This window comes from Acidimicrobiales bacterium, assembly GCA_034521975.1.
Taxonomy (GTDB): Bacteria; Actinomycetota; Acidimicrobiia; order Acidimicrobiales; family SKKL01; genus SKKL01.
In genome coordinates this window covers 207,784-227,410 of sequence record JAXHLR010000006.1, presented here as the reverse complement: position 1 = coordinate 227,410, position 19,627 = coordinate 207,784, and the positions used below count along the sequence as shown (strand labels likewise).

Here is a 19,627-nt window from a genome sequence, read left to right as displayed (position 1 = left end):
GTTCCCACCTCGGGGCCCACCCGGTGGTCGGATCCACCGTGCCACCGGGAGCGGGGAGTGACCGTCTACCCTTCCACCGTGGCCCTTTCGCGCACGAGCGATCAGATCGGGCGAGTGCTGGACGGGCGGTACCGGCTGGTCGCCCCCATCGGTACGGGTGCGTCGGCGATGGTCTACCTCGCCGACGACGTCCGGCTCCGGCGGCGCGTCGCGGTGAAGGTGCTGCACCCCAACCTGGCGGCCGACGAGCAGTTCCTCCGCCGGTTCCAGGCCGAGGCCCAGGCGGCGGCGGCGCTCAACGACCCCCACATCATGGCGGTCTATGACTGGGGGCGTGACGAGGTCCCCTACCTGGTCACCGAGTACCTCGGTGGCGGCAGCCTCCGGGGGGTGCTCGACCACGGCGACCGGTTGACGCTCTCCCAGGCGCTGCTGGTCGGGCTGCAGGCCACCCGGGGTCTCGAGTACGCCCACGGGCGCGGCATCATCCACCGCGACATCAAGCCGGCCAACCTGCTCTTCGGCGACGACGAACGCTTGCGGATCGGCGACTTCGGGCTGGCCAGGGCCCTGGCCGAGGCGGGCTGGACCGAACCGTCCGGAACGGTGTTGGGCACCGTCCGGTACGCGTCGCCCGAACAGGCCAAGGGCGAGCACGTCGAGCCCAGGTCCGATGTCTACTCCCTGGGTCTGACCCTCATCGAGGCGGTCAGCGGCACGGTTCCCTTCGCCGCCGACACACCGATCGCCACGCTCATGGCCCGCATCGACACGCCGGTCGAGCTCGACCGTGACCTGTTCGGCCCCCTCCGGCCGGTGCTCGAACGTGCGTGCCGGCCCGATGCGGCCGATCGCCCCGACGCCGGAGAACTGGCCATCTCGTTCATGGCCGCGGCCGAGTCGTTGCCACGGCCGACCCCGCTCGTGCTGCCGGGCGCTGCCACCCCCGTCGGCGACGATGCCGAGCCCCAACCCGATCTCACCAACATCGCTCCCGACGACGCCGAGCCCGTCGTCGTCCCTGGTCCCGATGCCATCGATGGTGCCGGCGACGGCGCGGCACCGCCCAGCAAGCGCCAGGCGCGGCGAGCTCAGCGCCGCCAGGCCCGGGACGAGCGCCGTGCAGCCCGCACCCGCAGGCGCCGCTGGCCGTGGGTCGCGGCGGCCCTGGTGGTGGTGGCGGTCGCTGCCGCGGGCACGGTGTTCGCCACCACCGCGCTGCAGACACCCACCCACGAGGTCGAGGACTACAGCGGGCTGTTCGAGAGCGATGTCCGCAACCTGGTGTCCGACTACGGCTGGGAGGTCCAGGTGGAGGACTGGCGCGAGACCGGCTCCTCGGTCGGCGAGGTCGTTCGTCAGGAACCGGCGGCCGGCACCGAGCTGGAAGAGGGCGCCGACAGCGTGCTCACGATCTACGTCTCACGGGGCAACGCGCTGGCCGATCTCCCACCCGGGCTCCCGGAGCTGCCTCGCGACGAGGCGGTCCGCCGCATCGAGGAAGCCGATCTGGTCGTCGGCGAGGAGAGGCCCGAGCACCACGAGGAGATCCCCGAGGGCCATGTGATCCGGACAAGTCACGAGGAGCCGCTGGCCGAGCTCGACCCCGTCGATTTGGTGATCTCGTCCGGTCCGGCCCCCCGCGAGCTGCCACCGGTCCCGGTCGAGACCACCTACGACGAGATGGCCGCCCTCCTCGATGAGGACGGCCTCGTCCCGGAGCGGGGCGAGTCGTCGAGCGAGACCATCCCCGAGGGGTTCGTGATCGCTCTCGAGCCGGTCTCGGGCGAGCTGGTGCCGCGAGGCTCCACGGTGCGGGTGATCGTGTCGACGGGGCTGCCGATGGTCGAGGTCCCCGACGTGTCGGGGCTCACCGAATCCGAGGCCATCGCCGAGATCCGCGACCACGGGCTGTCGGTGGGCAGCAGGATCGGTCCGCCGCGCAACATCCGCTCCACCGACCCCGCCGCCGGCACGACGGTGCGTCAGGGCACCGAGGTCGACCTCCTCACCCGCTGATCGGCGCTCCTGGAGTGGTCAGTGGATCACGATGCCGAGGCGGCCGTCGTGGTAGCTGTTGATCGTCACCGCGAACTCGCGTCGCTTTCTGGGCGACGCGAGCACGTCCCACACCTCGTTCGGTAGGTCGGCGTGGTCGGTCGGCCAGGCATCGACGAGGCTGAGGTGGGGTGTGGTCGCCGTGTTGAGCATGGAGGCGGTGATGTTGCACACCTCGCGGAAGTTCTCGAGCAGGTTCTGGTCGATCGTGCCGCCCTCGAGCGCGTCGCGGGCGGCCGAGGCGGGGATCATGGCGAGGGCGGCCCCGCTGGCGGTCACGAAGGCCGAGTCTCCGGTCACGAGCGCGGCGATGCGACCCAGGTCGTCGTGGTAGACGCTGACCACATGGTTGCCGTCGGCTCCGATGTCGGAGGGGGTGACCTTGCTGGCTGCGCACCCGGTCCCGAACAGCGTGCTGTAGAAGTCGGCGACCGACTCCTGGATCGGGACGGGCGGCAGCGCCGCCTCCCGCGGGGGCTTCACGTGGTGGCGACGGCGAGCGCGTCGGCGAAGGCCTCCGCGTTGAACGGCTTCGACAGCAGGAAGGCAGCACCGGCGGACAGCGCCTGGTCGCGGTAGGACGGGGTGGACTCGGAGGTGATGAACCCGAAGGTGGTGTCGAACCCTTCGTCACGCAGTGCCTGGAGGAAGGCCAGTCCGCTCATCTCGGGCATGTTCCAGTCCGACAGGATGAGATCCAGCGGCTCGGCACGGGCGACCTCGAGCCCGGACGGGCCGTCCTCGGCCTCGAACATCGTGGCGTGGTCGAACCCGGCCTGCTTGAGGTTGCGCTTCACCAGCATGCGGATGGTCTTGCTGTCGTCCACGACGAGGATGTTCACGACGACTCCCGAGGTTCGAGGAACTGGCTGGTGGGTCGGCGGTGAGCGGGTCCTGATGAGGGCGAACGCCCAGGTTCAGCGCAGGAAGTCGAGCAGCGTGGGCTGGACGACCTTGGCGGTGACCGCGAGTGCTCCCTGGTAGGCCATCTCCTGGGCCTGGAGGGTGATGATCGCCTCGACCATGTCGGTGTCCTCCACCTCGGCCAGGGCGGACTTGAGCTCGATGGCGACGTCCTCGTTGCGGATGTGGACCTCGTCGAGCTGCTTGGCGCGGGCGCCCATCTCGACCTGGGCCCGCTCGATGCGCGCGGTGGCGGCGTCGATGGCGTCGAGCCCGCTGCGGGCGGTCTCGATGTCGCCGGCTTCGAGGGCGTCGGCGACGGCGTTCAACATCTGGAAGGCGTTGCCGTTCATCGGATCGCCCGCGTCCTCGGTGCCGAAGACCTCGGGACCGGACCGGTTGACCTGCACCGTCACCGAGGGGGCGATGGTGCGGGCGATCTTGCCCTGGTCGCCCTGGTAGCTCCCGCTGGCGTCGTAGGCGATGTCGCCGCCGGTGGTGCCGCCGAAGATGGGACGGCCGAGGTGCTTGGTGTTTGCGGTCTGCACGAGGCCCTCGGCGATGGTGCGGATCTCCGATGCGAGAGCGAAGCGTCCCTGGGCATCGGTGGCACCGTTGACGCCGTTGACCACCAGGGTCCGGGCCCTGGTCATCTCGGTCACCGAGTGGGTGAGCGCGCTGTCCGCGTTGTCGAGCCAGCTGCGGGCGTCGAGCACGTTGCGACCCAGCTGCTCGTTGCGGCGGATCTGGCTGCGGTGGTCGAGCGCGGTCAGCACCTGGGCCGGCCCGTCGGACGGCTTGCGCACCTGCTTGCCCGACGAGATCTTGTCCTGGGCATCGGCCAGGCTGCGAGCGGTGTTCTGGATGTTGGCCAGCACGGCCCGTGAGGTGGTGGTGTTGGTGATCCGCGACATCGTGGCTCCTAGCGCCCGACCACACCGGTGCGGGTGATGAGGGTGGCGAGCATCTCGTCGATGGTGGTCATCAGCCGGGCCGAGGCGGCGTAGGCGTGCTGGGACTGCACCAGCGACACCATCTCCTCGTCGATGTTGACGCCCCTGACACCTTCGCGGGCGTCGTCGACCTGGCGGATGACCTCGCCCTGGATCGCTTGACGCCGGTGCAGGGCCTGGGTCTCGACGCCCAGCGCCCCGATCATGTCGTTGTAGACCTGGTCCGGCGCGTCGGGGGCGTCGCCCAGCGCGGCGAGGGCCTGGGCCCACGAGGCGTCGAGCTCGCCCAGGGGGCTGCCGGGGTTGGCCGGGTCGGGTGCGGCCGCGGCGACGTTGTCCGGCTGGCCGGCCACGTCGTCGTGCACGCGGATCGTGGCGGCATCGGTGCCGGCGAAGAACTGGCGGCCGTCGGCACCGTCGAGGCCGAACCCCTGGACGTGAAGGTCGTTGACCTGGGTGATGAGGGTGTCGGCGACCGCGTCGAGGTCGGCGAGCTGGTCGGGGATGGCGCGGTTGGCGCCTTCCATCAGGCCGGCGATCTCACCCGAGGTGACCGCAGCGGGGTAGTTGTCCTTGGCCCAACGGACCTGGGTGTTGGTCAGGTCGAGACCGTCGTGGGGGGCGGGCAGGTCGCCTTCGGTGTCGAGGACGAGCGATTCGGCCCGGTCGCCGCGGACCAGGGCGGTGCCGCCGAGGAACACGTTGGTGGTGCCGTGCTCACCTGGCTGGGTGGTCACACCGACCAGCTCTCCGAGGCGGTCGATGAGCCGGTCGCGCTGGTCGGCGAGGTCGTGGGGCGCCAAGCCGGCGGCGGTGGCGTTGCGGACCGACTGGTTGAGCTCGGCGACGCGGGCGGCGGTCGTGTTCACCTCGGTGACGAGCGCGTCGGCCTGGTCGACGCTCGACTGGTGGAGGTTGGCCAGTTCGGTCGCGGCCCGGTTCAGCTCGCTGGCGACGGTGCCGGCCCGTTCCAGCAACGAGATGCGAGGCGCACTCGAGCCGGGCTGGTTGCCGACGTCGTCGAACGAGGCCCACATGTCCGAGAGCTGGTGGGCGAGCCCCACATCGCTGGGCTCGGGGAAGATCATCTCGATGCGGTCCATGATCGAGCCGAGGCGCTCGAGGTGGGCGCCGGTGCCCACCTCGCGCACCGCCCTGGCCTCGAGGAACTGGTCGCGGATGCGGACGATGGTCGAGACCTCGACCCCGTTGCCGATCCCGTCGGGCTTGGACCACACCGCCGGCACCACGCCGGCCCCGCTGGACTTGAGGTCGACCCGCTGGCGGCTGTAGCCGGGGGTGGCGGCGTTGGCGATGTTGTGCCCCGCGGTCTGCACCGCCTTCTGGTGGGCGGTGAGCCCCGACAGCGCGGTCTGCAGCGACGAGAAGTCCGACATCAGACGTCCCAGTCGATGAGGGTGGGCTTGGCGAGCTGTCGGGTGCTGGTGCCTTCCACCGAGTAGCCGTCGTTGCCGGGCGCGCTGGCCACCCTCGACAAGAAGTCGTGGGTGTCACGCAACCCGTGGTTGAGCAGCTCCCGGTTGTCCCGGCTCACCGCCTCGACCGATGCGATCAGCGACAGGAACGCCGCCTGGTGATCGCGAAGGATCTGGTCCCACGGTTCGCCGGCGGCGACGGCCAGCTCGGTCAGGCTCGCGGTCTCGGGCACCTTCAACAGGGGTGCGACCCCAGCCACCGACGTGGCCCGGACGAGCTCTTCGGAGCGGAGGCCGTCGATGGCATCCTCGACGTCGCGGGCCGACATGTCGATCCAGCGCGACTTGCCGGCGGCGAGGACCATCTGCTGGACCTCGAGACGGTAGAGCAGCACCTCGACCAGGGCGCGCTGTCGCCACAGGGTCTGGCTGAGCGTGCTCAGGCGGTCGGCGACGGCAGAGGGGGCCATGACGGACCGTTCGGCAGCGACGCCGCGGTGATGAGGCTTTCGTCGTCGCGAATCTCCCCCTACGGGATCGGTCGACCACGATGCGCGCGGACTGGGCCAGGTGAACCATTCTCGGTGGCCGGCGCGGAAATTCGCGGGCGAAGCCTCATCGGCCCCTCGGCCGGTCCGATCGATCGCCTGCCGCAGGAAGCGGTAGGTCCCAGCTCCACATGGGTTGGTACCGAGTTCCACATTCAAGGAGGAAGACGGAACAATGAGGATCAACCAGAACATCGCAGCGTTCAACTCGTACCGGAACCTGTCCCAGACGAACAACGTCATGGGCAAGAGCCTCGAGAAGCTCTCGTCGGGCTTCCGCATCAACCGGGCGGCCGACGACGCTGCCGGCCTCGTGATCAGCCAGGGTCTGCGTGCGCAGGTCTCGGGTCTTCGCCAGGCCACCCGCAACGCCCAGGACGGCATCTCGGTCGTGCAGACCGCAGAAGGCGCCCTCAACGAGGTCCACAGCATGCTCAACCGCATGCGTGACCTGGCCGTGCAGGCCTCCAACGCCTCGAACGACAGCGACGCCCGTGCGGCGGCCCAGGCAGAGATCGACCAGCTTTCCGCCGAGATCGACCGCATCGCGGATTCGACCAAGTTCGGTTCGCAGAAGCTGCTCGACGGCAGCTTCGGCTCGACCCCCGCGAGCGTCACCGGACTCGATGCCGATGGTGCCTATACGACCACCGCTGGTCACGAGTTCACGATCAACATCAACGGGACCGGCGCGGTCACGGTATCGATGTCCGCCCTCGCTGGCGACGACGTCGAGACAGCTGCAGCCGCGCTGGAGACCGCGATCAAGTCGGCGCTCGCCGCCAGTGGCAACGCCGATGCCCAGGCCTTCACCGACAAGGTGTCGGTCTCCGGCGAGACCGTTGGTGCTGGCTCTAGCCTCACCCTCGAAATCGGGGGGCTCGGCGACACCGAGACCTTCACGCTCGCTGACTCCGGAACCGACACTGCCCTCGCGGATCTCGGCATCAGCCCCGGCGACATCGATGCCGCTGCTGGCGATGCTGCCAAGTTCCAGGTCGGCGCCAACAAGGGCGAGACGATCGAGGTTGCGATCGGTGGCGTCGACGCCACCACCCTCGGTGTCGGCGGCATCGACGTCGAGAACGACGCCGAGAACGCCATCGACTTCATCGACGGCGCGATCAACGACGTCTCCGCCCTTCGTGGTGACCTCGGTGCGGTCCAGAACCGCTTCGAGTCGACGGTCAACAACCTGCAGGTCACCACCGAGAACCTGGCTGCCTCGGAGTCCCGCATCCGCGACACCGACATGGCCCTCGAGATGGTGCAGTTCACCCGGCACCAGATCCTGCAGCAGGCCGGCACCGCCATGCTGGGCCAGGCCAACGCCATGCCCCAGTCGGTGCTCGGGCTCCTCGGCTAGTACCCCACCGAGCCAGAGAGGGGGAGCGGACAACGGGGTCCGCTCCCCCTCCGGCCCGGTCAGTCCACCTGACCACCGACCGAGGGAGCGAGCGTGAGCTACATCGACGGCCTGGCCTCCGGGCTCGACACCACCGCGATCATCCGACAGCTCATGCAGGTCGAGTCGATCCCCAAGACCCGGCTCCAAGAGAGGGCGAAGATCGCCCAGGCCGGCCTCGACGCCTACGCCTCGGTCCGCTCCAGGATCTCCTCGGCCCGCACCGCGGCCAACGAGCTCGCATCGAGCACGGACTGGCGGGGTCTCACCGCCACCTCCTCGAACCCCGACGCCGTGTCGGTCTCCGCCGGCACCGGTGCGCCGGGCAACTCGCTCAGCTTCACCGTCGAGTCACTCGCCCAGGCGATGCAGCAGTCGAGTGGCGACAGCTTCGCAGGGCTCGACGCCACCCTCGACGGCCGGACGGTCAGCATCACCGCCGACGGGACCACCCACGACTTCGACACAGCGGGCACCCTCGGCGAGCTCGTCACCCAGATCAACGACGCCGGCGTCGGGGTCACCGCCAGCACGCTGCAGGTCACCTCCGGCGAGCACCGGCTGATCCTCACCGCCGAGGAGACCGGTGTCGACAACGCGTTCTCGGTCACCAGCACCGGGTGGACCGATCCGTTCGCCATCACCCGGAGCGCCGCAGACGCCCAGCTCGACGTCGGTGGGATCACCGTCACCCGGTCCACCAACACCATCGACGACCTGATCGAGGGCGCCACCATCACCCTCCACGCCAAGACCACCTCCGAGGTCACCATCGACGTCGAGCGCGACGTCGCCGGCATCAGCGACAAGGTCGCGGCGATGGTCGACGCCGTCAACGGGGCGCTCGCCGAGATCGACGGCTTGACCGACTACGACCCCGAGACCAACGAGCGGTCGATCCTCACCGGCGACTCGACGGTGCGCACGGTTGCCCGGCGCCTCACCAGCGCTCTCACCGGTGCCGTCGGCCAGAGCGCTCTCGGAACGCCGGGCCTCGCCGGCGTCGAGCTGCAGCGCGATGGAACTGTCACCTTCGACGAGGCCGCCTTCGCCGCGGCCTACGAGAGCGACCCCGTCGCGGTCGAACGCCTCTTCGTCGACGGCGCCGAGACCACCGGCGACCTCACCTACGTCCGGGCCGGCTGGCGGGCCCAGCCCGGCAGCTACGCCGTCGAGGTCACCGACAACGGCGACGGCACCTTCGCAGCCACCGTCGACGGCGAAACCGCCGAGGTGACGGTCCGAGACGACGGCAGCCTCCGGGTGGCCATGAGCACCCTCCACGAGCGCCTCGGTGGACTCACCGTGGACGTGGCCGCCGGCCAGACCGGGGCTGTCGGAACGGTCGACTACGAGCCGGGCGCCGCCAAGCGACTCACCACCGCCACCAACCGGGCGCTCGACGCGGTGAACGGACAGCTCACCACCGCCGAGCAGTCCCGCGAGAACCGGATCAAGGACCTCAACCGCCAGATCGAGGCCTGGGACGTGCGTCTCGAGAAGCGGGAGGCCGGGCTCCGCCGTCAGTACACGGCGCTCGAGTCGATGCTCGGCCAGCTCCAGAACCAGAGCCAGTGGCTGACCAGCCAGCTCGCCGGCCTCCAAGCCAACTACAACCAGTAGCCACGAGGGGAACGGATTCCCATGTATGCACCCACCACGACCGCCCGCAGCAAGTTCGTCGCCGACGGCGTCGGCACGATCCCACCCGAACGGCTCCTGGTGCTGCTCTACGATCGACTCCTCCGGGACCTCGACGACGCCACCGTCGCTATCGGCAGAGGCGAGGTCGCCGGCTCCCATGAGGCGCTGACCCACGCGCAGGACATCGTCGCCGAGTTGCACAGCGCGCTCGACTTCGACCGCTGGGACGGTGCGCAGGCCATGGCCGACCTCTACACCTGGCTCGCCGACCTGCTCGGCCGGGCGAACATCACCAAGAGCGCCTCGCTGGTGGCCGAGGCCCGCTCGCTGGTGCAGCCCCTCCGCGACACCTGGGCCGAGGCCTACCAGTCGCTGAGCGCCGCTTCCGCCGGCGCCCCGGCGGCTTCGGCTGGCGGCCTGGACCTCTCGGGATGAACGACCGTTCCCCGGAGCTGCGGGTGTGGACCGCGGTCCTCGATCGCATCGAGGCGGCGCTCGGCCACGTGGATCCCGACGGCCTGCTCGAGCTGGAGTCGGAGTTCGAGGCCATCGGTGGGTTCGATCCCCCCGAGGGCATGGGGACGATGCCCGAGGCGTTGCACGAGCGGGCCCGACTGCTGCTCGAGGCGGTGAACGCCACCGCCGAGCGGGTCGCCGCGGCCAAAGACGCGATCGGCGGCGAGCTGGCCCGGCACCAGAGCGTCCCCCGTCGCCCCTCCATCGTCGACGAGCCGCCGGCGCCGAGCATGGTCGACCACGACGCCTGACCCTCGCTCCTGCGCCCCGGCCGCCCCGCCTCCCCCTGCCAATGGCAGCAGTTTGCTCCCCCTGTGGGAGGAAAACGCTGCCATTGCGAGTCGCGGGCCGGTTGGGCCATTGCGCAGCGAGCGCGCTCGCTCTATGTTGACCTGAGCCTTCCCCCGGCGATCGACGACCAGGGGAGGCACCGTGCCCGTCCCGCTGGAGTACGACCGGTGGATGGTCGCCCATCACGGCGTCATCACTCGCGCTGACTTCGAGACCCTCGGGTTCACCGCCCGTCAGACCGATCGGACGATCGCGTCGCAACGGCTGATCCGCATGGGTCCGGGGGTCTATCGCTCGCCCTCGGTTCCGGCGGGTCGCATCCAGTGGATGGTGGCAGCCTGCCTCCGCCAGCCGCTGGCTGCGATCGGCTTCACCACCGCGGGCCAGGAATGGGGATACCGAGGCATGCGCGACACCCGTGTCCACGTGTTGTTGCCTCGCGGCGCACGGCTGACCCTCGACGGTCTGATCATCCATCATTCCCGCCGGATCGATCCGGTCGACGTGGCTGGTCGGCGATCCGACGGCATCCGTTTGACCAGCCCGCCGCGGACGCTCTTCGACTCCGCGGCGATGCTCGGGCGTCGGAAGACGGTCAGCGCCATCGAGCAGGCGCTGGCCGAGCGGCGCTGCACCCTTGGGACGCTCATGGCGACCTCGAAGCGGTTGTTCCAGCCCGGTCGTCCCGCAGCGGTGATCTTCCGTGAGGCGCTGCTCTCGCGGGCAGAGTGGCGAGGCGTCGCCCGCTCGGACCTCGAGCTCGTCGTCATCGAGGCGATCACCGGTCGGGGGTTGCCTGCGCCGATCGTCAACATGCCCCTCGTCCTGGTCAACGGTGAGGACATCGTCGTGGACCTCGCCTGGCCGCGCTGGCAGGTGGCGGTCGAGGTCGATCACCCCTTCTGGCACGACGGTGTGGTCGAGTCGGCGCGCGACAAGCGGCGCGATCGCAAGCTGACGATGTCTGGCTGGCAACCGGTGCGCTTCCCCGAGCTGGAGATCGACCACGCGCTCCCCGAGCTGATCGACGACCTGGCCCACATCCTCATGAAGCGGGGCTGGGAGGGGGCGGGTCGCTGAGGAACTGGGCCGATCGCATCATTCGGCGACGAAGGCTCAGCGGGGGAGGGGTGACGCCGACCCCTCGCAGCGAGCACGGAGCGCTCGGTCGATCGCCAAGGACTGGCGAGTCCGATTGATCGATTCGCGCGAGGTCTCTGTGATGCCAACGATGTGCTCTGCTCGCCGGGGCGTCTGCTGATGCAGATCGGTGATCCCACCTTCCAGGCGTTGCAGGCCTCGTTGCAGGGCCTGAGCCTTCGTCGCCAGGCCGCCGAGGACAACATCGCCAACGTCGAGACCCCTGGCTACCTCGCCAACCGGGTCGAATTCGAGGACTCGCTGCGCACCGCCATCGACCGCGGCGATCCGTCGGCGATGAACCCGGCAATCTCCCGTTCCACCGCCGCGACCCGGCTCAACGGCAACAACGTGGCGTTGGACGAGGAGATCGTGGGATTGACCGAGACCGCGCTCCGCCACCAACTCGTCGTCGAGGCCATGAACGGCAAGTTCCGCCTCCTTCGCACCGCGATCACGGGACAGTGACATGACGATGTTCGGATCGCTCGGGATCGCCGCCTCGGGCATGAACCTGTTCAAGACCTGGATCGACGCCACCGCCGACAACGTCGCCAACGTCAACACCGTCCGGTCGACCGAGGATCCCGCCTACCAGGAACGCCAGATCGTCGCCGAGACCGCACAGTTCGAGCGGGGCAAGGTCGGCTCCGGCGTGCGGGTCGCGGGGGCGCTCTTCGGCGATCCCGAGGGCCGCCTCAGCTACGACCCCTCCCACCCCCTTGCTGACGAAGAGGGAATGGTGCGCATGCCCGACATGGACCTCAGCGACCAGATGACCAACCTCATCATCGCCCAGCGCGCCTACCAGGCCAATGTGACCGTCTTCGAGCGAGCCCGCGATGCCTACCTGCGCGGCCTCGAGATCGGACGCTGATCATGCCGATCCAACCACCTCCGGGCATCGGCGGCGCCGGCGGCATCGTTCCCGCCGGGTTCACGCCCTCGGTTCGCCCGAACCAGCAGGTCGACCCCGCGGCCGAGGAGCGCGGCACCGCGTTCGGCTCGAAGATCGCGTCCGCGCTCGAAGACCTCCAGGCCTCGCACGCGGAGACCGACCGCCTGGCCCAAGCCGCCGCCACCGGCGACCTGGCCGCCGTCGAGGACTACATGGTGCAGGCCACCCAGACCCAGCTCGCCACCCAGCTCACCGTCGCGGTGCGCAACCGGGCGGTTGAGTCGTTCAACGAGATCATGAGGATGCAGATCTGATGGCAGGGTTCGACCTCGTCAGCCTCAAGGAGCGGGCCAGCTCGCTCAACGCCACCTACACCAAGGGCCAGAAGGCCCTGATGGCCGGCGCGGTGGTCGCGGTGTTCGCCGGGGTGTTCCTGTTCACCCGCCTGGCCGGCGAGGGGGAGTACGCGGCGCTGTACACCAACCTCGAACCAGCGGACGCGGCCGCGGTGACCGAGCAGCTGTCGGCCGAGGGGATCCCCTACCGCCTCGAGAACGGTGGGACCACGGTGCAGGTTCCCCGAGGTGAGCTCTATGAGACCCGCATACGTCTCTCGGCCGACGGATTGCCGGCGGGCGGTTCCGCTGGCTGGTCGATCCTGGACGACCAGGGCATCACCGCTTCCGAGTTCAGTCAGCGGGTCGGCTATCAGCGGGCGCTCGAGGGTGAGTTGGCCCGCACCATCCGCTCGATCGACGCCATCGAGGGGGCCACGGTGCACCTGGCGTTGCCCCGCGACACGGCGTTCGCGCTCAACGACCGTGAGGCCAGCGCTTCGGTGCTGGTGAGCACTCGAGCGGGTACCACCCTCGATGGTGGACAGGTGCAGGGGATCGTCAACCTGGTGGCCTCCAGCGTCGATCGCCTGGGACCCGGCCAGATCACCGTGGCCGACTCGACCGGGATGGTGCTGGCGGCCCCCGGCCAGCGCTCGGTCGACTACGCCGGCAACGACATGAACATGCGCCAGGTCAACGCCTTCGAGGAGTCGGTCGCCAGCGAGCTCCAGGCGATGCTCACCTCGGTCGTTGGACCGGGCAAGGCCGTGGTCAACGTCACCGCCGAGCTGGACTTCGACGAGCAGACGGTGACCCGAGAGCTCTACGAGGACGTCGCCGACGAGGACGGCGGTCGGGTGGCGCTCGAGGAGCAGGTTCGAAACGAGGAGTACACCGGGCCGGGCCAGGCGGCAACGGGTGTGTTGGGACCCGACGGCGAGGCCGTCGATGCCGAGGGTCCGCCGACCGAGTACACCCTCGACGAGTCGAACGTGGTGTTCGGGGTGAACCGCATCGTCGAAGCCACCAACCGGGCACCGGGCAAGGTGACCCGCATGTCGGTCGCGGTGCTGGTGGACGAGGAGACCGTCACCCCCGAGATGGTTGACCAGATCGAGCAGGTGGTGACCGCCGGCGCCGACATCCGCCCCGACCGGGGCGACCTGCTGGCGGTGAGCGCCATGCCCTTCGACACCAGCGTTGCCGACCAGATGGCTGCCGATCTGGCCGAAGCCGACGACACCGCGGCGTCGGAGGCCCAGATGCAGCTCTACCAGACGATCGCCCTGGTGGTCGTGGTGCTGATCGTCCTGGCGCTCGGCTACCGGACCATGCGCAAGGCCGCCAAGCGGCGTGCGGCGCTGGCCGACTCGATCGAGATGCGAGCCATCGAGCGTGCCGCGCCCGACTCGCTCACCCCGGCACAGATGGCCAGGGTCAACGAGGCGGCCGACGCCCACACCGCTGCGGGCAACTCGCTCGACCTCGTGTCGCTCAACAACCTCATCGGTGGTGTCGGCACCCCGACCGTCGAGAGCGAGGCGACCGTGGCGAACGAGGTGGCCGAGATGATCGACAACCAGCCCGACGAGGTGGCCCAGCTGTTGCGGGGCTGGCTCGGTGACCGACGGGGGGCCGGCCGATGAGCCTGGTCGAATCGAGATCGGCAGAGCGCATGACCGGGGCTCAGAAGGCGGCGGTCGTGCTCATGTCGATGGGCACCGAGCGCGCAGCGAAGGTGCTGAGGACCCTTCGGGAGACCGAGGTCACCGAGATCATGTCCGAGGTCGCCCGGATGAACGACGTGAGCGAGGACGTCGTGGAGGCCGTGCTCAACGAGTTCGCGGTGACCGCGTCGGCTCGTCACCACTTCGCCGTCGGTGGGGTCGACTACGCCAAGGAGCTGCTCGAGGCCAGCGTCGGCAAGGGCAAGGCCGAGGAGATCTTCTCTCGCCTGTCGATGAGCCTGGTGAGCGCACCGTTCGAGTTCCTCCGCAAGGCCGACCCGCGGCTGGTGCTGGGGTTCATCCGGGACGAGCACCCTCAGACCATCGCCCTGGTTCTGGCCTACATGCCGCCGGATTCGGCAGCGATGGTGCTCGGTGGGTTGCCGGAGGAGCTCCAGCGCGACGTGTCGGTCCGGGTCGCGACCATGGACCGCACCTCGCCCGACATCGTGGCCGCGGTCGAGGGTTCGCTCGAGCGCCGCCTGTCGTCGGTGCTCCAGCAAGGTGACCTCTCCTCGGTGGGCGGTGTCCAAACGCTGGTCGACCTGCTCAACCGCTCGGACCGGGCCACCGAACGGCTGATCTTCGAGGGGCTCGAGAACTTCGACGAGGTGCTCGCCGACGAGGTGCGCAGCCGCATGTTCGTCTTCGAGGACATCCTCACCCTCGACGACAAGGCGGTCCAGCAGGTGCTCCGCCAGGTCGACTCCAAGGACCTGGCGCTGGCGCTCAAGGGTGTTCGCGAGGAGGTGCGGCGAAAGATCCTCGACAACATCTCGTCGCGCGCGGCCGAGAACCTGCTCGAGGAGATCGAGATGCTCGGCGCGGTCCGGCTCAAGGCCGTGGAGGACGCCCAGGGTGCCGTCGTGCGGATCATCCGGGCTCTCGAGGAGGCCGGTCAGATCGTGCTCACCCGATCCGGCGAGGAGTTCATCGACTGACATGGCCATCACCGAACCTGCCAGCGCCCGAGTCATCCGAGGGATCGAGGACGATCACGTCGGCGACCATCCCTTCGCCGCGGTGTCCGACCTGCCACGCCTGGTCGCCGGCCGTCCCCGCCAGACCGGCAACCACGCCCTCGATGCGATCCGTACCGCCGGGTGGGACGAGGGCTTCGACTCCGGTCGCGCGCAAGGAGCCGAGGACGGCTATGCGGCCGGCTTCGAGCAGGGCCTGGCCGAGGGCCGCGCCGCCGGCCACCGCGAGGGTCTCGAGACCGCACAGGCCGAGGCGCGGCGCCAGATCGAAGCCAGGGTCGCGGACGCACTCGACGCGCTCGAGGCCAGCGCCACCGACCTCGCCGACCGCGACGCGGCCACCTTCGCGGAGGTGGAAGCCACCGCAGTCGACCTGGCGGTCGCCCTGGCCGAATCGATCCTCGACCGCGAGGTGGTCACCGCCACCGATCCCGGTCGCGACGCCCTCCGGCGGGCCCTGGCGCTGGCTCCCGACCACGACGAGCTGGTGGCCCACCTGCATCCCGACGACCTGGCGGCGCTGGGCGAGGTCAGTGATCTCGCACCTGGCCGGGCCCTCACCCTCGTCTCCGATCCGTCGATCCGCCGGGGCGGTTGCCTCGTCGCGGCCGGTGCCGCCCGGCTGGACGCCCGCATCGACACCGCCCTCGAGCGGGCGCGGGAGGCCCTCGCGCCATGACCGCTTCCACCCTGTCCACGCGCACCCACACCGCGCTCTGCGCTGCTCGGCCCGTCCGGGTGGGCCAGGTGCGGCGTGTCGTCGGCCTCACCTTCGAGGTCGATGGTGTCGATGTGGCCATCGGCGACGCCGTCAAGGTCGGTCCTCCCGACCGGTCGATGCTCGGCGAGGTCGTCGCCATCGGACCTGACGGGGTCGTGGCCATGCCCCTCGGGCACCTGCACGGACTCCGTGCCGGCGATCCGGTGGAGGCGACCGGAGGCTCGTTGACGGTGCCGGTGGGCCGGCAGCTGCTCGGACGGGTGCTCGACGGTCTCGGTTCGCCGATCGACGAGGGCCCCAGTCTGGCCGACGCCCAACGGGTCGAGCTGGCCGGCGCGCCACCGCATCCTCTTCGCCGCCCGACCGTCGACACCCCGTTGCACCTCGGTGTGCGGGTGCTGGACACCCTCGTGCCGGTGGGCCGTGGACAGCGGATCGGGATCATGGCCGGGTCGGGGGTCGGCAAGTCGAGCCTGCTGTCGATGATCATGCGCGGCACCGATGCCGACGTCTCGGTCCTGGCCCTCATCGGAGAACGTGGCCGGGAGGTCCGCGAGTTCATCGAGCGCGACCTGGGCCCCGAGGGCCTGGCCCGATCGGTGGTGGTGGTGGCGACCTCTGAAGCCCCGGCGCTGGTGCGCCTGCGGGCCGCCTTCGCTGCCACCCGGATCGCCGAGTGGTTCCGGGACCAGGGCGCTCACGTGAACCTGTTGATGGACAGCCTCACCCGCTTCTCGATGGCCCAGCGCGAGATCGGGTTGTCGGCCGGCGAGGTGCCTGCCACACGGGGATATCCCCCGTCGGTGTTCGCGCTGATGCCCCGGTTGCTGGAGCGGGCGGGCGCCTCCGAGCACGGCAGCATCACCGGCATCTACACGGTGCTGGTCGAGGGAGACGACCTCAACGACCCGATCGGCGACACGGCCCGATCGCTCCTCGACGGTCACATCGCGCTCTCGCGACGGCTGGCTTCGGCGGGACACTTCCCGACCGTCGACGTGTTGGAGTCGGTGTCCCGGGTGGCGCCCGCGGTGACCACTGCCGAACAGCAGGCGCTGGTCGTGAGGCTCCGGCAGCTGCTCGCCGCTCATCGCGAGGCCAAGGACCTGATCGAGATCGGCGCCTATCAGCCCGGGAGCAACGCTCTGGTCGACGAGGCTGTGGCTCGCCACGACGCCATCGAGGCGTTCCTCCGCCAGGACCTGAACGAGGTCTCGGGCCCGGGCCAGGCCTGGCAGGGGCTCGCCGGTGCCCTTGGGCTCGACCCGGCGACGGTGGCGTCATGAAGCGCTACCGCTTCCGGTTCGAGCATGTGGCCCGGGTCCGCCAGATCCAGGAGGAGCAGGCCAGGGCCGATCTGTTGCTGGCCCGCCAGCGGCTCATCCAGGCCGGCGCCGATCTCGCCAGCCGTGCCCACCAGTACGAGGCCCGCCGGACCCGCACCGAGCGGTCGTCGTCGTCGCAGTTCCGCAGCGACCGCGACCGCGACGACCTGCTGTCGATGGCGGTCATCGCCGCCCGAAGCGCGGAGGCCAACGCCCAACTGCTGCTCGGACAGCAGCTCGACGCCTGGACCGAGGCGGCGCGGAAGGTCTCGGCGATGGAACGTCTCGATGAGCGGATGCGCGACCGTCACTCCGTCGAGGAAGCGCGCGAGGAGCAGGCCGAGCTGGACGATCTGGTGTCGCCGCGGCTGGCCGCCCGCAAGCGGGAGGACTCATGACCACACCCACCGGCGGCCTCGCCGCCATCGAAGCCCGCATGAACGACATCCGGGCCCGGTTCGACCCGCAGCCTCAGCGGCGGCCCGGCGGCGCGGGTGAGACGGGATCGGTCGGCGGGACCGGCTTCGCGCAGGTTCTCGGACAGCTGGAGTCGCGCGGGGCCGGTCCTCTCGCAAGGGCCGGCGGCCTGTCGGGATCGTTCGCGGCGCGCGGCTTGGCCGCTCCGCTCGGCCGCGGCAGCGAGGTGGTCCAGCGTTCGATGGAGTACCTGGGTGTTCCCTACTTGTGGGGTGGCACCAACCCCGACCAGGGACTCGACTGCTCCGGGTTCGTCCAGCGGGTTCACCGCGACCTCGGCATGGAGCTGCCCCGCGTCAGCCGGGACCAGGCCCGCGGTGGCCAGCCGGTGGCCTCCCTCGCCGATGCCCGACCGGGTGACGTGCTGGCGTTCGGACAACCGGTCAACCACGTGGCCATCTACCTGGGCGACGGTCAGATGGTCCACGCGCCCCGTCGTGGTGACGTGGTCAAGGTCGAACCGATCGATCGTCCCATCACCGCCATCCGCCGCTACAGCGCGGCGGCGCCGGGCGCACCCACGGGGGGCGTGCAAGCCTTCGGTGGGGGATTCGACGTGGCCTCCGCCGGAGCACGGCCCGTCTCCTCGGTCCCGTACTCGCAGCTGTTCAACGCCGCTGCGGTTCGCCACGGTCTCGACGCTCGGTTGCTGGCCGCGGTCGCCCAGGTCGAGTCCGGCTTCGATCCCAACGCCGTCAGCTCTGCCGGTGCCCAGGGCTTGATGCAGTTCATGCCCGGGACTGCCGCCGGGCTGGGGATCGATCCCCGTGACCCTGCCCAGGCCATCGACGGCGCGGCCCGGTACCTGCGGACCCAGCTCGACGCCTTCGGATCCCCGGAGCTGGCGCTCGCCGCCTACAACGCGGGGCCCGGTGCCGTGCAACGACACGGTGGAGTTCCACCCTTCGCTGAGACCCAGGCCTATGTGCCCAAGGTGCTCGCCGCCATGAACGGAGTTCGTTGACATGCAGATCATGTCGCTCGTCGCGCCCACCCCACCCTCCGACGACGCTCAGCCCCGGTCCGAGACCGACGTCGATCCCGAGACCGGAGAATCGGACTTCATGGCCATCCTGGCCGGCGCGCTCGCCGCCCTGGGTCGCCGCGACGCGGCCGGGACCGAGGAGGGATCGCAGCAGACCGAAGACGGTGAGGTGGCCGCGGCGCTCGTCGAGGTCGAGGTCGAGAGCGGTGCGGATGACACCGCAGAGGTGTTGGTCACCGAGGTCCCGGCCGAGCTCGCTGCCGATGCCGGGGCCGCGAACGCCGAGGCGGTCGAGGGTGAGCCTGCGGCCGCCGATGCTGAAGCTGCCGAGGGCGAGGCGGTCGAGGGTGAGCCTGCGGCCGCCGATGTCGAAGCTGCCGAGGGCGAGGTGGTCGAGAGAGAGTTCGCTGCTGCTGGGGCCCAACTCGAGGATGGCGCATCCGATGGCGAGGCATCGGTGGTTGACGGCGCCGACACGGTCACGACCCCCGACGCCGAGGGCGCGACGACCGAGACGGCCCCCGAGCTCGACGCCGAGGTGGCCGGGACCGGGGCCGCGGCGCCGGATGCGGCTGGCGGACCCCTGGGTGAAGAGGCCGGGGCTGCCGGCTCCGCCGAACTGGATGGCGTATCCGCGCTCCAGACCCCGGCGCCGGCCCAGGTTGCAGGCGCTGAGGCCGAGGCGAACTCGGAGGGGTCGAGCCGCTCCGCAACGCGGGCGGTGCTCGACACCACCACCGCTCCCAGCGCGTCCGCCCCCGCGCCGGATGCAGCGGCGTCGGCCAAGGCTCCGACCACGGTGGCCGAGGCCATGTTCGACGCCGAACTCGATTCGCTCGAAGGCGACGACCCGTGGCAACAGGTTGCCCGGGTGGTTCGGCCGCTCCGCCAGCTCGCCGACGGATCCCACCGGATCGCGCTGGCGCTACGGCCCGCCGAGCTCGGCAGTGTGCACCTGGAGGTGGCGTTGGAGGACGGCCGGCTCACCATGCGAGCGGTGACCGAGACCGTCGCCGCCCGCGAAGCACTCGTCGGAGCGCTCCCCGAGCTGCGAGCCGAGCTCACCCGGTCCGGTGTCGGGATCGGTTCGCTCGACGTCGGCGAGGACACCATGGCCGGCGACGGTGCCGACGACGGGTCCGGTGGCGACGAGACCACCGGTCGTGCCAGCCGTGGCCGGGCGGACACCGACGGCGCCCTCGGCGCTCCTCCCACCATCGCCAGCGGTCCCCAACCGACACCCATCGTGGCCGCGGGCCGGCTCGATCTCACCCTCTGACCC

The 19,627-nt window shown here is 70.2% G+C and carries 21 protein-coding genes; 16 read left to right on the top strand and 5 right to left on the bottom strand.

Translation table 11 applies throughout. From position 1 onward, the window contains the following. Positions 1-78 precede the first annotated feature (78 nt). Entirely contained in the window at positions 79-2,019 is a 1,941-nt protein-coding gene (locus tag U5K29_10480) for a protein kinase (GenBank protein MDZ7678965.1), read from the top strand. Between the two features lie 18 nt (positions 2,020-2,037). Here the strand turns inward: U5K29_10480 and U5K29_10475 are convergent, their stop codons facing one another. The 5 genes from U5K29_10475 to U5K29_10455 form a co-directional block, all read right to left on the bottom strand. Then, positions 2,038-2,541, bottom strand: coding sequence for a hypothetical protein (locus tag U5K29_10475; GenBank protein MDZ7678964.1), 504 nt, complete (start codon positions 2,539-2,541; stop codon positions 2,038-2,040). Further along, positions 2,538-2,900 carry a response regulator gene (locus U5K29_10470; protein ID MDZ7678963.1) on the bottom strand — a complete coding sequence of 121 codons (363 nt, stop codon included), beginning with the start codon at positions 2,898-2,900 and terminating at the stop codon, positions 2,538-2,540. Before U5K29_10470 ends, U5K29_10475 begins: the two co-directional genes overlap by 4 nt. Before the next feature lie 75 nt (positions 2,901-2,975). Beyond that, positions 2,976-3,875, bottom strand: a complete 900-nt coding sequence (gene flgL / locus U5K29_10465; protein MDZ7678962.1) for a flagellar hook-associated protein FlgL — start codon at positions 3,873-3,875, stop codon at positions 2,976-2,978. 8 nt (positions 3,876-3,883) lie between these two features. Next, a complete protein-coding gene (gene flgK / locus U5K29_10460; GenBank protein MDZ7678961.1) occupies positions 3,884-5,311 on the bottom strand; it encodes a flagellar hook-associated protein FlgK in 1,428 nt (475 codons plus the stop codon). Next, positions 5,311-5,820 (bottom strand): flagellar protein FlgN, encoded by a 510-nt coding sequence (locus tag U5K29_10455; GenBank protein MDZ7678960.1) that lies wholly within the window; start codon positions 5,818-5,820, stop codon positions 5,311-5,313. The genes flgK and U5K29_10455 overlap by 1 nt, the downstream gene beginning before the upstream one ends. Positions 5,821-6,073: 253 nt before the next feature. On the opposite strand from U5K29_10455, the gene U5K29_10450 reads away from it, so the two are divergent. From U5K29_10450 to U5K29_10380, 15 genes are all read left to right on the top strand, one after another. Continuing rightward, a complete protein-coding gene (locus U5K29_10450) occupies positions 6,074-7,264 on the top strand; it encodes a flagellin (GenBank protein ID MDZ7678959.1) in 1,191 nt (396 codons plus the stop codon). Between the two features lie 93 nt (positions 7,265-7,357). Beyond that, complete coding sequence (fliD, locus tag U5K29_10445) at positions 7,358-8,926, top strand: flagellar filament capping protein FliD (GenBank protein ID MDZ7678958.1); 1,569 nt, start codon at positions 7,358-7,360, stop codon at positions 8,924-8,926. A gap of 21 nt (positions 8,927-8,947) precedes the next feature. Beyond that, the gene (gene fliS, locus U5K29_10440; GenBank protein ID MDZ7678957.1) at positions 8,948-9,382 is read left to right on the top strand and encodes a flagellar export chaperone FliS; all 435 of its coding nucleotides are present in this window, start codon (positions 8,948-8,950) and stop codon (positions 9,380-9,382) included. Continuing rightward, positions 9,379-9,714 carry a hypothetical protein gene (locus tag U5K29_10435; protein ID MDZ7678956.1) on the top strand — a complete coding sequence of 112 codons (336 nt, stop codon included), beginning with the start codon at positions 9,379-9,381 and terminating at the stop codon, positions 9,712-9,714. The genes fliS and U5K29_10435 overlap by 4 nt, the downstream gene beginning before the upstream one ends. A 181-nt stretch (positions 9,715-9,895) precedes the next feature. Then, the gene (locus U5K29_10430; GenBank protein MDZ7678955.1) at positions 9,896-10,834 is read left to right on the top strand and encodes a hypothetical protein; all 939 of its coding nucleotides are present in this window, start codon (positions 9,896-9,898) and stop codon (positions 10,832-10,834) included. Positions 10,835-11,014: 180 nt separating this feature from the next. Next, positions 11,015-11,362, top strand: coding sequence for a hypothetical protein (locus U5K29_10425; protein ID MDZ7678954.1), 348 nt, complete (start codon positions 11,015-11,017; stop codon positions 11,360-11,362). A gap of 1 nt (position 11,363) precedes the next feature. Continuing rightward, positions 11,364-11,771 carry a flagellar basal body rod protein FlgC gene (gene flgC, locus U5K29_10420; GenBank protein ID MDZ7678953.1) on the top strand — a complete coding sequence of 136 codons (408 nt, stop codon included), beginning with the start codon at positions 11,364-11,366 and terminating at the stop codon, positions 11,769-11,771. 2 nt (positions 11,772-11,773) lie between these two features. Beyond that, on the top strand, positions 11,774-12,106 hold the full coding sequence (locus tag U5K29_10415; protein MDZ7678952.1) for a flagellar hook-basal body complex protein FliE: 333 nt from the start codon (positions 11,774-11,776) through the stop codon (positions 12,104-12,106). Then, complete coding sequence (fliF, locus tag U5K29_10410; protein MDZ7678951.1) at positions 12,106-13,776, top strand: flagellar basal-body MS-ring/collar protein FliF; 1,671 nt, start codon at positions 12,106-12,108, stop codon at positions 13,774-13,776. Before U5K29_10415 ends, fliF begins: the two co-directional genes overlap by 1 nt. Next, positions 13,773-14,798 (top strand): flagellar motor switch protein FliG, encoded by a 1,026-nt coding sequence (gene fliG / locus U5K29_10405; protein ID MDZ7678950.1) that lies wholly within the window; start codon positions 13,773-13,775, stop codon positions 14,796-14,798. The genes fliF and fliG overlap by 4 nt, the downstream gene beginning before the upstream one ends. A gap of 1 nt (position 14,799) precedes the next feature. Beyond that, positions 14,800-15,516 carry a FliH/SctL family protein gene (locus U5K29_10400; GenBank protein ID MDZ7678949.1) on the top strand — a complete coding sequence of 239 codons (717 nt, stop codon included), beginning with the start codon at positions 14,800-14,802 and terminating at the stop codon, positions 15,514-15,516. Beyond that, complete coding sequence (locus tag U5K29_10395; protein MDZ7678948.1) at positions 15,513-16,844, top strand: FliI/YscN family ATPase; 1,332 nt, start codon at positions 15,513-15,515, stop codon at positions 16,842-16,844. Before U5K29_10400 ends, U5K29_10395 begins: the two co-directional genes overlap by 4 nt. Continuing rightward, positions 16,841-17,281 (top strand): hypothetical protein, encoded by a 441-nt coding sequence (locus U5K29_10390; protein ID MDZ7678947.1) that lies wholly within the window; start codon positions 16,841-16,843, stop codon positions 17,279-17,281. Before U5K29_10395 ends, U5K29_10390 begins: the two co-directional genes overlap by 4 nt. Then, on the top strand, positions 17,278-18,324 hold the full coding sequence (locus U5K29_10385; protein MDZ7678946.1) for a transglycosylase SLT domain-containing protein: 1,047 nt from the start codon (positions 17,278-17,280) through the stop codon (positions 18,322-18,324). Before U5K29_10390 ends, U5K29_10385 begins: the two co-directional genes overlap by 4 nt. A gap of 1 nt (position 18,325) precedes the next feature. Next, positions 18,326-19,624, top strand: a complete 1,299-nt coding sequence (locus U5K29_10380; GenBank protein MDZ7678945.1) for a flagellar hook-length control protein FliK — start codon at positions 18,326-18,328, stop codon at positions 19,622-19,624. Positions 19,625-19,627: the final 3 nt, after the last annotated feature.